Origin of the sequence: Streptosporangium sp. NBC_01639 (assembly GCF_045209755.1) — a bacterium.
Taxonomy (GTDB): Bacteria; Actinomycetota; Actinomycetes; order Streptosporangiales; family Streptosporangiaceae; genus Streptosporangium.
In genome coordinates this window covers 3,628,072-3,640,285 of record NZ_CP109272.1, presented here as the reverse complement: position 1 = coordinate 3,640,285, position 12,214 = coordinate 3,628,072, and the positions used below count along the sequence as shown (strand labels likewise).

The 12,214-nt window shown below is 69.4% G+C and carries 15 protein-coding genes and 1 pseudogene; 7 read left to right on the top strand and 9 right to left on the bottom strand.

Translation table 11 applies throughout. The features are described 5' to 3' along the window. Window positions 1–120: 120 nt before the first annotated feature. Window positions 121–678, bottom strand: a complete 558-nt coding sequence (locus OHA77_RS16235) for a hypothetical protein (protein ID WP_406318895.1) — start codon at window positions 676–678, stop codon at window positions 121–123. A gap of 106 nt (window positions 679–784) precedes the next feature. Between OHA77_RS16235 and OHA77_RS16230 the strand changes: the two genes are divergently transcribed. Continuing rightward, window positions 785–1,546 carry a GntR family transcriptional regulator gene (locus OHA77_RS16230; protein ID WP_406318894.1) on the top strand — a complete coding sequence of 254 codons (762 nt, stop codon included), beginning with the start codon at window positions 785–787 and terminating at the stop codon, window positions 1,544–1,546. A gap of 136 nt (window positions 1,547–1,682) precedes the next feature. Here the strand turns inward: OHA77_RS16230 and OHA77_RS16225 are convergent, their stop codons facing one another. Further along, window positions 1,683–2,051: a winged helix-turn-helix transcriptional regulator gene (locus tag OHA77_RS16225; RefSeq protein ID WP_406318893.1), complete on the bottom strand. Its 369-nt coding sequence runs from the start codon at window positions 2,049–2,051 to the stop codon at window positions 1,683–1,685. Between the two features lie 62 nt (window positions 2,052–2,113). Between OHA77_RS16225 and OHA77_RS16220 the strand changes: the two genes are divergently transcribed. The 4 genes and pseudogenes from OHA77_RS16220 to OHA77_RS16205 all read left to right on the top strand — a co-directional run. Further along, the gene (locus OHA77_RS16220; RefSeq protein ID WP_406318892.1) at window positions 2,114–2,512 is read left to right on the top strand and encodes a YybH family protein; all 399 of its coding nucleotides are present in this window, start codon (window positions 2,114–2,116) and stop codon (window positions 2,510–2,512) included. A 112-nt stretch (window positions 2,513–2,624) separates the two neighbouring features. Then, the gene (locus tag OHA77_RS16215) at window positions 2,625–3,197 is read left to right on the top strand and encodes a flavoprotein (protein WP_406318891.1); all 573 of its coding nucleotides are present in this window, start codon (window positions 2,625–2,627) and stop codon (window positions 3,195–3,197) included. Next, on the top strand, window positions 3,160–3,402 hold the full coding sequence (locus OHA77_RS16210; RefSeq protein WP_406318890.1) for a hypothetical protein: 243 nt from the start codon (window positions 3,160–3,162) through the stop codon (window positions 3,400–3,402). Before OHA77_RS16215 ends, OHA77_RS16210 begins: the two co-directional genes overlap by 38 nt. A gap of 21 nt (window positions 3,403–3,423) precedes the next feature. Continuing rightward, window positions 3,424–3,528: pseudogene (locus tag OHA77_RS16205) on the top strand (hypothetical protein); the annotation flags it as partial. Between the two features lie 44 nt (window positions 3,529–3,572). Here the strand turns inward: OHA77_RS16205 and OHA77_RS16200 are convergent. The 3 genes from OHA77_RS16200 to OHA77_RS16190 form a co-directional block, all read right to left on the bottom strand. Next, window positions 3,573–4,784: a hypothetical protein gene (locus tag OHA77_RS16200; protein WP_406318889.1), complete on the bottom strand. Its 1,212-nt coding sequence runs from the start codon at window positions 4,782–4,784 to the stop codon at window positions 3,573–3,575. 254 nt (window positions 4,785–5,038) lie between these two features. After that, the gene (locus OHA77_RS16195) at window positions 5,039–5,500 is read right to left on the bottom strand and encodes a pyridoxamine 5'-phosphate oxidase family protein (RefSeq protein ID WP_406318888.1); all 462 of its coding nucleotides are present in this window, start codon (window positions 5,498–5,500) and stop codon (window positions 5,039–5,041) included. Between the two features lie 210 nt (window positions 5,501–5,710). Beyond that, complete coding sequence (locus OHA77_RS16190) at window positions 5,711–6,127, bottom strand: hypothetical protein (protein ID WP_406318887.1); 417 nt, start codon at window positions 6,125–6,127, stop codon at window positions 5,711–5,713. A gap of 43 nt (window positions 6,128–6,170) precedes the next feature. Here OHA77_RS16190 and OHA77_RS16185 point away from each other — a divergent pair, with 43 nt between their 5' ends. Continuing rightward, window positions 6,171–6,314 (top strand): hypothetical protein, encoded by a 144-nt coding sequence (locus OHA77_RS16185; RefSeq protein ID WP_406318886.1) that lies wholly within the window; start codon window positions 6,171–6,173, stop codon window positions 6,312–6,314. Here the strand turns inward: OHA77_RS16185 and OHA77_RS16180 are convergent. Then, window positions 6,311–7,918, bottom strand: a complete 1,608-nt coding sequence (locus OHA77_RS16180; protein ID WP_406318885.1) for a multicopper oxidase family protein — start codon at window positions 7,916–7,918, stop codon at window positions 6,311–6,313. The two genes, OHA77_RS16185 and OHA77_RS16180, sit on opposite strands and share 4 nt — an antisense overlap. After that, a complete protein-coding gene (locus OHA77_RS16175; protein ID WP_406318884.1) occupies window positions 7,911–8,312 on the bottom strand; it encodes a hypothetical protein in 402 nt (133 codons plus the stop codon). Before OHA77_RS16175 ends, OHA77_RS16180 begins: the two co-directional genes overlap by 8 nt. A 106-nt stretch (window positions 8,313–8,418) precedes the next feature. Between OHA77_RS16175 and OHA77_RS16170 the strand changes: the two genes are divergently transcribed. Next, window positions 8,419–9,321 (top strand): LysR substrate-binding domain-containing protein, encoded by a 903-nt coding sequence (locus OHA77_RS16170; RefSeq protein ID WP_406318883.1) that lies wholly within the window; start codon window positions 8,419–8,421, stop codon window positions 9,319–9,321. Between the two features lie 213 nt (window positions 9,322–9,534). On the opposite strand, the gene OHA77_RS16165 is transcribed toward OHA77_RS16170, so the two are convergent. Then, on the bottom strand, window positions 9,535–10,494 hold the full coding sequence (locus OHA77_RS16165) for an SDR family NAD(P)-dependent oxidoreductase (RefSeq protein WP_406318882.1): 960 nt from the start codon (window positions 10,492–10,494) through the stop codon (window positions 9,535–9,537). A 413-nt stretch (window positions 10,495–10,907) separates the two neighbouring features. Continuing rightward, complete coding sequence (locus OHA77_RS16160) at window positions 10,908–11,969, bottom strand: leucine-rich repeat domain-containing protein (protein WP_406318881.1); 1,062 nt, start codon at window positions 11,967–11,969, stop codon at window positions 10,908–10,910. Between the last annotated feature and the right edge of the window lie 245 nt (window positions 11,970–12,214).

The following is a 12,214-nucleotide window of genomic DNA, read 5'->3' as shown; positions in this document are numbered from 1 at the left end:
GGCCCCGGCCTCCGGGGGACGGAGGCCGGGGCCCGGGAGTCCGGCGGGAGGCACGGGGGCGACCTCTCCGCCGGACCGGTCAGGGGATCCGGCCCGTACGCGGGGCGTCGGGATCGGCGGTCACGGGGTCACCTTCCGGGCCCGTTCCGCCTGGTCCTTCAGGCAGGCGGCCAGGTCTTCCGGCGCGTCGGCGTACACCGTGCGGGCGGATCCGGCATCCTCCTCGGCCCGGCTGAGCGGCGGGCGGGTGGCGAACCACCGGCCGTGGTCGCTGCGCCAGACCACCCAACCGGGGTACCGGGTGGCGAGCATGCCCCGCACGCTGATTTCCCAGTCCCTGCGGGCTTTCACATCATCGGTGTACGTACGTGCGGCCGCATCCTGTGGAGTCCGGTAGGCGAGATGAAGCAGTCCCGTGCTGCGGTCGATCAGAAGGGCCACCTCACTGCCGTCCCAGGCGGCCGTAAGGATCCGATCGCCATGGGTGAAAATGCTGTCGGTCACTGCTCGCCAGAATGCCGAATCGGCCTGCTTGAGGGTGACGTACGGTGCGCCTCTGGACACAGAGTCGCTGACGAGCACGACGGTGGGTTCGGGGTCTTCAAGGAGATGCCAGTGCTCGTTCTGCCACACGTAGGAGAGCCGTGCACGATGGGCCGGATCGTGGGGGACGGGCATGAGCACTCCACGTAGATGTCGTATACACGGAAAGTGATTTCGTATACGAAATTGCCTGATCGTGTACGCTCCTGTCAAGTTGAATCCGAGATTGAGGGGGCGGAGCGTGACCGAGAGGCCTCACGCCTACCTCCGTGTCGCCGATCACCTGCGTGAACAGATCGCATCGGGCGATCTCGCTCCGGGTGTCAAGCTCCCGCCGCAGCGAGTGCTCGCGGAGCAGCACGGGGTCTCCGACATCCTGATCAGGCGGGCGCTCGACATCCTGCGCAATGAGGGCCTTGTCGAATCCCGGCAGGGATCGGGCACGTTCGTCCGCGAGCGTCCGCCCGCACGGCGCATCTCGATGGACCGCTACCGTGTCGACGCCGGTCCTCAGGACACTCCGCGGACCTCGTTCACCCATGACGCCGACATCACCTGGTTGCAGTATCGGTTGGACAAGGCCTATCGATGGGTTGAGGCCGATACGCGCCTGGCCGACCTCTTCGGAGTCAAGGCCGGCGCCCGAGTGCTGGAGCGCCGTTTCGTTTTCTACGCCGCCGGTGAGCCCTCCCAGATGTCCCGCTCATGCCTGCTCGCCGCCGACGTCGAAGGTACGGCGGTCGCCGACCCGCACAACGAACCCTGGCCAGGCGGGAACACCGGCCAGTTGAGGACACTGGGCATCGAGGTGGACGGCATCACCGAGGAGACCGCGGTGCGCATGCCTACCCCGGACGAAGCCGGAATGCTCCGGATCGGCGCGGGCGTGCCGGTGTTCTCCGTCACCCGGCAGACGCATTCACGAGGCCGTGTGGTCGAGGTGGCGGACCCGATCGTCATCCCGGGTGATCGCGCGGTCCGGGTGGACCGCATCACGCTGTGAACACGTCCCGGTCAGGTGCCTGCCGGGTCCATCCGGCGGACGGACTCTCTGCGGTGTCCGCACGGCGGCGGCACGTGCAGAGCGACCTCGTCGCTGACGGCAGGGTGCGGGGCCGTCGGGCTCCGGCCGACGGGGGTCAGTGCTGGGCGCCCCAGTCCCAGAGCGACTGGAGGACGGGGCCGAGGCGCTGCCCGTGTGAGGTGAGCGTGTAGTGCACCCGGGGCGGCCAGCCAGGTTGGCGGCGGCGGTCGAGCACGCCGGCCTGGGTGAGGTGCGCCAGCCGGTCGGACAGGACCTTGTCCGACAGCGCGGGCAGGGCCTGGCGGAGCTCGGTGAAGGTGCGGTCACCCTGCAGGAGCTCACGGATCACCAGGGTCGTCCAGCGGCCGCGCAGGACCGCGAGGGTGATCTCCACCGGACAGGACGGGGTGGGTTCGGTGACGTTGGCGTGAGGGTGGTCGGGCAGGCCCGGCCGGGCCGGGTGACCAACCGTTTGGTGAGTCACGAGGGCGCCTCCTAGCGTTGCCGCGTCTGACTGATCTCTGCTCGTTGGAAGGATATGCACCCATGACGAGGCAACTTGCCGAACGTCCCGAGGACGTGCCCGCGACATTCGCCGAACGGTTCAACAGCGGTGACACGGAGGCGGTGGCGGAGATGTACGAAAGCGGGGCGGTGTTCGTCCCCGAGCCGGGCACGGCGCTGACCGGGCAGGACCTGCACGCCGCCAACGGCCGGTTCATGGGTCTCGGGCTGCCGATCACCGTCCGGCCCCGGCACGTCTACACCACGGGCGACGTCGCCCTGCTGATCGTCGACTGGGTCATCGACGGCACGGACCGCGACGGCGGGCCTGTGCACATCGAGGGCACCGCCACCGACGTCGCCCGGCGCGGGCAGGACGGACGCTGGCGGTATGTCATCGACAGTCCCTTCGGCGTACGTCCGGATACGCCGGCCGCATAGGACGACAGGTCGGGTGGCCCCGTAGCGTGGGGGCGTTCACCAGGATCGCCGTACGGCGTCGCGGATCCACCGGCGTGACGGCGGCGCTCCCCGAAACGTCTGGAGTCGTCGCGTGAGCCGTACCGGCAAGGTCCTCTACGTGATCGTGTGCGCGGCCGGGGCCGCCGCCGGGGTCGGCCGTCTCGTCGCGATGGCCCAGGACGGAGGCTGGACCGTCCAGGTCGTCGCCACTCCGTCCGCGCTGGGTTTCGTCGACCTCGACGAACTGGAGAAGCAGACCGGCCGCCCCGTCCGCAGCCGGTACCGCCGGCCGGACGAGCCGAAACCGCCCCGGGCCGACGCGATCATCGTGGCCCCCGCGACCTACAACACGGTCAACAAGTTCGCGCTGGGCATCGCCGACACCTATGCCCTGGGCCTGCTGGCCGAGGCCCCCGGCCTGGGGATCCCCGTGGTGATGCTGCCGTTCGTGAACAGCGCCCTCGCCGCCCGGATCCCGTTCCGCCGCAGCGTCGAACAGCTACGTGCCGAAGGCGTGTGTGTGCTTCCCTGCCCCCCGGAGTTCGAGCCTGGCCCCGTCGGCCCCGCGGGCGGCGCCGCCGACGACCGTCCCTGGGAGCTCGCGATCATCGAGATGGACCGGCTCGTTGACTCCTCCGGACCGGAGGGCGCGCGGCCGTCCTGACCCCGGCGAGTCCGGTCGGCGCCCGATCCCGCAGGGCGAGGAGTCGCGGCTCCCCGTCGACGAACGGCGTCCCGGCCAGCACCGCGCCCACAGGTCGCTGTCGTCCGAGGTGGCGGCGGCGATCGACCAGCACACCGTCATCGTGAGCGTGACGGCGGCGGCGCCGATCATGTGCCACGGTACGGCGTGCGGTGCCGCCTCGTGATGTCACCCGGACACACGGCGGGTGTACGGCCTCGCCGCCCACCCGCACATCTCGCCCTTTGACTGGAGCAATGACGGCTGCAACCACCCGGTGCCCCCGCCGGCGGACAGGGCTTTTCACGTCGCCTGCGCTCAGCATGACTTCGGATACCGGAACTACGGTTGGCAGGTCTACTTCTGCGCCTCGGCGTACTCCCGCTGCACCTTCTCAAGCTGCTCTTTCAGCCCTTGGAGGTACGCCTCATTTTTGGATATGGTTCCGCTCTCTTCCCACATCTGGGCGTTTCTCGCCTCGCTCGCCTCCGGCGAGGTGGCGGCGGCGATCTTGTCCCGCAAATCCTCGATCGTCTCCTTGGCAATCTTCAGGGATACCGGTGACGGGTGGAACGTCGGCCGCCGCGCCGCCTCCTGGATCAGCCCGGGAAGGTCTTCGCGGACTGACCGCGGTAGCATGCGGGCGATCTTGTCGAGTTCCTCCTCCGCGTCGCGGAGGTGGTTGCGGGCGCGGCTGGTAGGGGTGCCCCCGAGGTCGAAGGTCTCATGCCACCAGCCTCGGCCCTCGTCGGCCGCACTCGCGAGGCTGTTCTTCCGATTGGTCACTATGCTGTGGAAATGCCCGGCGGACTGACCCACCAGGCCCGAAAGACTGGCGAGCGCGGTCAGGTTTACGGTGATCTGGGCGAGTTTCTGCTGAGCCACGCTCGCCGCCGATCCCCGCCAAGGCGCGGCGTAGAGCTCCGTTGCCTGTGTGAACAGCCCGTCGACCGCCCCTGCGAACTCGTCGGCCGCTCTTATGAGCGGCGCGCCGAGGTCTCCGACACCGGAGTTCGAGAGCGCGGATAGCTCTGTTTCGATGTCCTGAACGGACATCTCGTTGATGGGGTCGTACTCGAGAAACACCGACGGTATTTCTTCGCTCTTCGGAGCGTCCCAGCTGTCTTCGCTCTCCGGATAGCCCCAGCTGATGCTCGTGGGCTCCCAGTAGGCGTTCGCCGGGTCTCTGATCTCCCTGGGTGCCTTCAGGAGGGTGGGGTCCTCGGCCAGGTCGTAGTTCTCACCCACTCTGTACACAAGCAGGGCCGCCGCGATGAGCTCGTGGGCGATGTCTCCACGCAGCCGGCGGATGCTGTTGTGGAAGAACCTGATGATGTAGTAGACCTGCCGCCCCTTCTGCCAGGTGGGCCCTACCACGTCCCCATCAGGCAAGGGGTCCTGGATGCCGACCTCGGCGATGTGGGTGGCCACGCGGGCGACAAGCCCGGCCACGGATTTCAACTTGGCGCGGTCCGCGTCAATGTCGTCCTTGCTTCGGTCGTCAAGGCCGGGCCAACCGCTGGGCGGGATGGGGTAGGGAGGCCAGGAACTCCAGTCGTGCTGGGTCACTCGAAATCCGATCACTGTGGGGCGGCGACCGTGGCGATCTTACTGAGAAGCCGATTGCTGTAGTGCTGCGAGGGCGGTCGCATTTGATGGTTTTGCCGATGTCGTATCCGTCACCCCTACCGATCAGGACACGCTCACCCCGCGGACCGCCGCGGACAGGGGGAGGCGTTCCAGAAGACGACGCAGCGGCTCGTCCAGGCAGCGGCTCGTCCAGGAGGTGTTCGGCGAAGGGGCGGACGAGCCGTCTCTTCTCTTCAGCCGCGTGGCTGCTCCATCTCATCGCCGTCGACTCGGGTTCGTGACCAGTGCTGGCGCGGGGCGAAGCCGTCCCGGCGAAGCCAGTGCTCGGTATAGACGACACGGTCGGCGACCACCCGCACCAGGGGGTTGCGCGGCACCTCCAGCACCGACCGTCCTCGCTCAGCCGCATCCGACTGCCAGCGGTAGGCGGCCATTCCCTCATCGAAGTCCGTGGAACCGGGGAGCAGCACCTCGGCCATCCCGAACAGTTGGGCGCCCCGCGAGCTGGCCTGACCGACCAGCGGCGCGAACACGCCGATCGAGACACGCGGCTCCTGCTGGATGTTGCGCAGCTTCGGCGTCCCGGCCTGGGAGGTGAAGAACAACGTCAAGTCACGGTGGTAGTAGCGGACCGGCGTGGCCAGCGGGCCATCCGGGCCGGCCGTCGCCAGCACACACATGTTCTGTGATGACAAGAGATTGAGAATCCGCTCTTCAAGTCGCGCTCGTGTCAACAGTGCCGTCGGGGCCGGGCCCACCAGCCACGGAGATGTCACGGAAACCGAAAATTGATCATCAACCATGCGGCACCTTATCGCCGCCACCGCCACCGCCACCGCCACCGCCACCGCCACCGCCACCGGTAACCGCCACCGCCGACTCGGTGAACCTATCCGGTCACAGCGCTAATGGCCGCCTCTGCGGAACCTCGCCGTGAGGGCGGCGACCGCTCCGGTGCCCAGAGACGTCCCGGCCAGCACCAGCAGCGCGCCCACCGCCCACAGGCCGCTGTCGTCCGAGGTGGCGGCGGCGACCGACCAGCACACCGTCATCGTGAGCGAGACGGCGGCGGCGCCGATCACCGGATGCCTCCGCCACCCCGCGACGGCGGCCAGGACTCCCAAGCCCAGTGCCACGCCGGCCACCTGCCAGGGCTGGTAGGGGCCGGTGGTGCTGCCGTCGGGGAGCACGTCCTTCTGCCGGTCCCAGCCCAGCCAGGCCAGGTAGTTGGCGAGGGTCGCCACCGCCAGCAGCCCGGCCGTTCCGGCCGCGGACGCGAGGCCCGTGCGCCGGGCGGGAACAGTCTCCCTGTCCTCGGGCATCGCAACCTCCCCTGCTCGTGATCACGACGAGTCCACTGTAGCCGTGGTCGAGACGCATTGCCTGTGCGGCTTTCGCACCGGCGAGGCTGGCTCCGACGATGACGATGACGATGACGATGACGATGACGATGACGATGACGATGACGATGCCGATGCCGGAACGGGCGGGCAGAGCGGACGCTCCTAGATGATCTCTAGATTGGCCATCATGCCCATGTCCTCGTGTTCGGCATTGTGGCAGTGGAAGAGGTAGCGGCCGCGGTAGCCGTCGAACCGGGTGATGATCTCCACCGATTCGCCCGGCCGCAGGGAGATGGTGTCCTTGAGACCGGCGTCGTGGGGCAGCGGCGGGCGGCCGCTGCGCGAGAGCACCCGGAAGCCGACCAGGTGCAGGTGAATGGGATGGTGGACGTCGGCGACCATCCGCCACACCTCGACATCGCCGAGCCGGGCGGTGACGTCGGTGCGGGCGGGGTCGAACGGCAGCCCGCCGATCAGCCATCCGTGACCGCCGTGCATGCGCCCGGCGCGGAAGGAGAAGTCGCGCACCCTGACGGCGTCCGACCGGCGCCAGGCAGGCAGATCGGCCGACAGGACACGCGGGATGCGGCTGTCGTCGGTGACCTTGCGCGCGACACGGAAGGCCATCACGTCACGAGTACGGCCGGAGCCGAGCCGGTTGAGAAGTCTGACGCGGCTGCCGACGGGGACGCCGGAGAAGTCGACGATCACGTCGTAGCGTTCGGCGGGCGCGATCGGCAGGACCCGGTGGGTGACCGGCGCGGCGAGCAGTCCCTGGTCGGCGCCGATCTGGACGAGGTCGAGCCGGCGTCCGTCGTCGGTGACCGCTTCGAGCTCGTAGTGCCGGGCGTTGGAGGCGTTCAGGACGCGCAGCCGGTAGCGGGCCCCGTCGACCTCGTGCACGGGCCAGGGAGCGCCGTTGACCAGGATCACATCACCGAGAACGCCGGCGAGGTACGGCAAGGTCACGCCCGGCCGCCGGCGCAGGGTGGGGTCGAGGGAGGGGTAGGCGAGGCTGCCGTCCGCGGCGAACGCACGGTCGGCGATCATAAGCGGGAGTTCCCGCTGCCCTGAGGGCAGGCCGAGGGCTTCCTCGGCGTCGTCGCGGATGAGGTGCAGTCCGGCCAGGCCGCGCCAGATCGCGGGCGCGGTGTAGTCCATCCGGTGGTCGTGGTACCACAGCAGCGTCGGCCGCTGGTCCAGCGGGAAGGTGTAGTCGCGCGTCAGCGTGGTCACCACCGCCTGCGGATCGCGCATGCCTTCCATATCGTGCATGTCGTGGCCCATGGGCAGGGAGGCCTCCTGCCAGCCCTGCGGCAGGACGAGATCGGTGGGATAGCCGTCCGACTTCGCGGGGGTCCGCCCGCCGTGCAGGTGCACGACGGTCGGCACGGGCAGCTCGTTGCGGTGCGTCACGGTGACCGGCCGGCCGCGGCGCGACTCGATCGTCGGCCCGGGGAAGGTGCCCGCGTAGGTCCACAGCGGCGTCCTGACCCCGGGCAGGATCTCCGCGGTCACCTCGCGCTGGGTGATCGCGTAACGGTCGACCCCGCCCGCGGTGCTGACCGGCGCCAGCACCGACGGGATCGGCAGCGGCACCTGGAAGGGCGGTGGCAACGGTACGGCACTGCGCAACTCGGCACCGGTGATCGACGGCCTGCGGGCAAGCGCGGCCGAAGCCGTCAGCGCAGTGGCCGCCATCGCCCCGAGTGCCCCGCCGATGCCCAGCAGTCGCCGCCTGGTCATGCCTCGCGCATCACGCTCACGCATCGCGGCCCTCCCGCCTCGGAAGGGGTCGGCGCCAGACGGCGATGAACAGCACGACCAGCGCGGCGATCGTCAGCACTCCCAACGGGATGTGCAGCCACAGCGCGCCGTCCAACCCGGCGAAGTACTGGACCGTCTCGGCCGCCGTCACGGCCGCTGTGGCCAGGAACGGCCACACCTGGCGCAGCCGGACCCACACGACGATCGCCACGATCAGCTGCAGGTAGCCGATGGACGTGACGACGTCGGCGCCGACCGCGTGCCAGCGCAGGCCGTCGAAGTCACCGGTCAGGTAGACCCCGGCGAAAACCGGCTGGCCGGCGATCGCCACCGCATGCGCGCTGACAACCCCTCGCAGCGTCCACTCCGTGGGTGTCGTCCGATGCGCGATGCGCATGTCGGCGCCTCCTCCATCTGTCCTCACTGCGAACGACGTCGACATTATGGCTTGTGCGTTATCTTAGCTAAGATCAATATTGCTATGATGTTATGTATGGGGAGGCATGTTGGAGCTGAACACGCTCAGGCAGTTCCTGGTGGTGGCCAGGCTGGAGCACCTGAGCCGGGCGGCCGAGGAGCTTCGCGTCGCCCAGCCGTCGCTGAGCCGTACCATCGCCCGGCTGGAGAGTGAGCTGGGCACGCCACTCTTCGATCGCAGCGGCCGGCTCCGGCTGAACGAGACGGGCAGGCTCTTCCGCGGTTACGTCGAGCGCTCCCTCGGCGAGCTCGACGCAGGACAGCGGGCCGTCGCCGAGGCCACCAGCGCGGGTGCGGGCACCGTGCGGCTGGCGTCGGAGACGTTCCTCACTCTCACCGGGCCGCTGGCGGCCTACAAGCGAGCCCATCCCTCCATCGAGGTCGAACTGGTGTGGATGCCGGCCGAGGACATGGGCCGCGGCCTGCGAGCCCAGGACGTGGACCTGTGTGTCGCCTCACAGCCGATCCGCGCCGAGGGGCTGGAGTCGGTTCAGCTGCTCGATGAGGCGGTGGGGCTGGCTGTGCCTCTCGATCATCCGCTGGCGGGCCGTACCTCCGTGAGCGTCGGCGAGCTCGCCGACCAGCCCTTCGTCTCCGCCCGCAAGGGCCACTGGCAGCGCCGGGTCCTGGAGCGGCTCTTCACCGCCAACGACCTCACCCCGAAGATCGTCTGCGAGGTCGACGAACTCGGCGCCATCGCCGAGCTGATCAGCGCGGGGCTCGGCGTCGGTCTCGTCCCCGGCATCGCCCGGCGCGGCGCCACGCAGGCCCCCCTCACCTGGGTCACCGTCGACCACCCCGAATGCCGCCGTACGGTCACCCTGTTCTGGAGCGCCGACAGCCACCTGTCGACCGCGGCCCGCCTGATGCGCACCACGATCGACAGCTGGAACTGGATCACCGGCGAGCCGCAGGAGAGACGCGGCTGATCGACGGCGCCACCGTGTGGCGCATCCTGGTCGCACACCCGCGCTACGACCCGCCCCCGCTGCGCCGCCGCCGGCGGCCCCGCCGTACCGACCCCCGGCCGCGCCACTGAACGACATCCGCCTCAGCCCCGAGCTTCGGGAGCACGGGTCTTATCCGGGTAAACCAGCCAGATCGCATCCCGGATTTTGAAACAGACCCCAGACCAAGGTCATCTAGGTCGTGGTCGCGAACGCATCGACGCCGGTGAGGTCGGCCGACAGCGCCCACAGGCGCGTGGCCTGGTCGGGGTCGGTCGCATGGCCGCGCACCCCACCGCCCGAGTCGTCGGCCGGCTCCGCGATGTCGCAGTCCTCGCAGTACACGCCGCCCATATCCGTCAACCGCGGGGAAGTCGCTGCCCATACCTGCGTCGCCGCACCCTGCTCGGGCGTCTTGAAGGTGGGATCGGTCAGGTTGTCGTACTCGTCGATCCACCCCGCGGCGACCATCTCCGCCTTCGGGAGGTGGCGCTGCAGCGGGGTGAGGATGCTGCCGGGATGCACCGAGAACGCCCGCACCCCGACGTCGCGGCCGAGCGCGTCGAGCCGCGCGGCGAACAACACGTTCGCCGTCTTCGCCTGCCCGTAGGCCTGCCACCTGTCGTATCCATGCTCGAACTGCACGTCGTCCCAGCGGATACCCGTGATCGCGTGGGCGCCGGAGGACACGGCGACCACCCGTGCCCCGCCGCGTGCGATCGCCGGCCAGAGCTGGTTGATCAGCGCGTAGTGGCCAAGGTGGTTGATGGCGAACTGCGCCTCCCATCCCGGGCCCACCCGCGTCTCGGGGCAGGCCATGATGCCGGCGCTGTTGATCACGATGTCGATGTCCCGGCCCGATGCCAGGAAGCGCTCGGCGAATCCGCGGACACTGTCGAGGTCGGCCAGATCAAGGTCGTCGATCTCTACACCCTCGATCCCCTTGACCGCCTCCTGAGCGGCCGCCCGTCGCCGGGCGGGGACGATGACGCGCGCCCCGGCACGGGCCAGCGCGCGGGTCGTCTCCAGACCGAGTCCCGAGTAACCGCCGGTGACGACAGCGATGCTTCCGGATAGGTCGATCCCGTGCAGTACGTCGTCCGTGGTGCTCCGGGCGCCGAGGCCGGAGCCGATTCTGCGTTGAGGTGTCGTCATGGACGGAAAGCTAGATCCTCGACTGCGGTCTAGGTCAACGGCGTACGCCCGGCGCCATGACCGCCACCACGTGATGAGGGCGCGGGCGGCGCGGCCAGCCGTCTCTCACCTGGGAAAAACTCAGTCCAGGCTCAGCTCATGGCAGGTTTGCGGCGTACCTTGGCCGGACCCCTCAACGCCGCGGATGTCGCCTTTCTCATGTGCCGGCCGCAGACCGGGACGAACGGCGGTAGGAGGAGGCACCACCCACGCGGCACCGCCGCCTACCAGGAGGCCGTCGACGAACTCCGCGCCGACGCCTGGACCTGCGTCTTCGATCGCGCGCCGGAATCCCGCTCCGCCACGGGAAAGCGGCCCGTCGGGAGTCACCGGTGAGGGAAAGGCTCAGCGCAGCACGACGCATCCGCGCAGGCTCAGCGCAGCACGACGCACCCGCGCAGGCTCAGCCGGTGCAGGACCTCCGGATCGCCGTCGAGCTTGTTCCAGCGGAGGTCGAGCTTCTCCAGAGTGGGCAGGTCGCCCAGGATGTCGGGCACCTCCCGGAGACGGTTGTTGCGCAGGTCAAGATGGGTGAGGCTGCTCAGCCCGGCGATGGAGCCGGGCAGGGAGACGATCGCGTTGTTCCTGAGGTCGAGCTGCCGCAGCCGTGACAGCCCGCCGATCGAGGCGGGCAGGCCGATGAGGGCGTTGTTCATCAGGTGGAGCTCGCGCAGCTCGCCGAGCCGGCCGATGGTCTCGGGGATCTCGCGGAGCCGGTTGCCGTAGAGCCGGAGCTCGCGCAGGGCGACGAGGCCGCCGAGCGCGTCGGGGAGTTCGGTGAGGCGGTTGTCGGTCAGGTTCAGGTAGGTCAGCCGGGTGAGCCTGCCCAGGGAGGCGGGGACCGAGGTGAAGAGGTTGTCGCTCAGGTAGAGGTAGTCGGTGAGGCCGTGCAGGTCGCCGATCGCCTCGGGCACGCTGGTCAGCCTGTTGTGCCCGAGGTCCAGCATGCGCAGCCCGGTCAGCTCGCCCATGGCCGCCGGCACTTCGGTGATCTCGTTCTCCGCGAGGTTGAGGGAGACGAGCCCGGTCAGCCGCCACAGGGAGTCGGGCACGGTGGTCAGGGCGTTGCCGCCGACGGCCAGCTCCCGCAGCCCCCGCAGCCGCCCGATGTCCTCGGGCAGCTCGCCGATCGCGTTGCCGTACAGGAAGAGCGTCCGCAGCTCGGGCAGGTCCAGGACGCTTCGCGGGAAGCGGGTCAGCGCGTTGCCGTCGAGGTGCAGGGCGCGCAGCGCGGTGAGGCCGCTCAGGTCGGGGAGGTCGCGGAGCCGGTTGCCGTCCAGTCGGAGGTCCTCCAGCCGGGGCAGCCGCCCGACCCACGGCGGCAGTTCGGTCAGCTCGTTCCAGGCCAGGTCGACACGGCGTAGCCGGGCAGGGTCGCCGGTGGGGAGCGGGAGTTCGGTGAGCCCGGCACCGGGGGCGTTCAGCTCGTACGGCATGGCTCTCATTTTCCCGGTGGCCGCGGCGGTGTGCTCCCGCATCCTGGGCAGGCCGATGCGGCAAAACGTACGTACCGGTTGCTTTTCCCCAAGCGCGGCAAGCTCGGTGCCGAGGTGGGGCAACCAAGACTCCGGATCCGCCGCGCACAGGCGGTTCTCCGTCACATACTGGAACGCCAGGTAAACCAACGGTGACCGACGAGGGGCACGGCGGTGACGGGGACGATCCTTCCGCGAGTTCGCAC

Bases quoted from the DNA above. Each gene is read 5' to 3' on its own strand.
- OHA77_RS16180 (WP_406318885.1), bottom strand. From the start codon at position 7,918: ATGCGTGAGCGTGATGCGCGAGGCATGACCAGGCGGCGACTGCTGGGC.
- OHA77_RS16160 (WP_406318881.1), bottom strand. From the start codon at position 11,969: ATGCCGTACGAGCTGAACGCCCCCGGTGCCGGGCTCACCGAACTCCCG.
- OHA77_RS16235 (WP_406318895.1), bottom strand. From the start codon at position 678: ATGCCCGTCCCCCACGATCCGGCCCATCGTGCACGGCTCTCCTACGTG.
- OHA77_RS16220 (WP_406318892.1), top strand. From the start codon at position 2,114: ATGACGAGGCAACTTGCCGAACGTCCCGAGGACGTGCCCGCGACATTC.
- OHA77_RS16165 (WP_406318882.1), bottom strand. From the start codon at position 10,494: ATGACGACACCTCAACGCAGAATCGGCTCCGGCCTCGGCGCCCGGAGC.
- OHA77_RS16190 (WP_406318887.1), bottom strand. From the start codon at position 6,127: ATGCCCGAGGACAGGGAGACTGTTCCCGCCCGGCGCACGGGCCTCGCG.
- OHA77_RS16175 (WP_406318884.1), bottom strand. From the start codon at position 8,312: ATGCGCATCGCGCATCGGACGACACCCACGGAGTGGACGCTGCGAGGG.
- OHA77_RS16170 (WP_406318883.1), top strand. From the start codon at position 8,419: ATGTTGGAGCTGAACACGCTCAGGCAGTTCCTGGTGGTGGCCAGGCTG.